Origin of the sequence: Xenorhabdus sp. Sc-CR9 (genome assembly GCF_963897815.1) — a bacterium.
Lineage (GTDB): Bacteria > Pseudomonadota > Gammaproteobacteria > Enterobacterales > Enterobacteriaceae > Xenorhabdus.
Map to the genome: position 1 here is coordinate 1 of NZ_CAWQTY010000105.1, position 586 is coordinate 586.

Annotated in this window: 1 pseudogene; it reads right to left on the reverse strand. The window is 47.3% G+C overall.

What is annotated here, in order from left to right:
- Positions 1 to 586: pseudogene (locus tag AACQ81_RS04775) on the reverse strand (IS5 family transposase); the annotation flags it as partial.

Genomic DNA, 586 nt, shown 5'->3' on the forward strand with positions numbered 1-586 from the left:
TGAAGGCTGGTATTTAAATAGCGTTCACAGTTTTTCCATAAGCGGCGGCATTTATCCAGCCAGGCAAATGAACGCTCGACCACCCATCGGTTGGGGATAACCTTGAAGGTATGAAGCTCATCACGTTTGGCTATTTCGACGGTAGCTCCCAGTCTCTCACTCACACTGTCAGCGAAGGGGACTCCCGTGTAACCGCCATCAGCGAGAATATTTTTCACACCAGTAAGGGTATTCTTGTGTATAGTAAAAGCCGCTAACATCCCTTTTCTGTCCGTCACATTAGCAGTGGTTACCGTGATAGCATGGGGAAGCCCTTGGTTATCCACGGCTATATGCCGCTTGATGCCGGAAATCTTTTTACCCGCGTCATATCCTTTTTCATACGCTGTGTCTGTGTTCTTGACACTTTGCGAGTCAACTATCAAGAAAGTAGTGTTGGCGTTCCGACCATGGTTGATACGGTCCTCGCCAACGACATTTTTTTAAAGCCTGCTCAAGCAAACTGGGGTCTGTTTCTGACGGTTTTTCTTTCCAGAGTTTGAAGTAGTAATAAACCGTGCTTTTTGGGGGAAAATCGCTGGGCAGC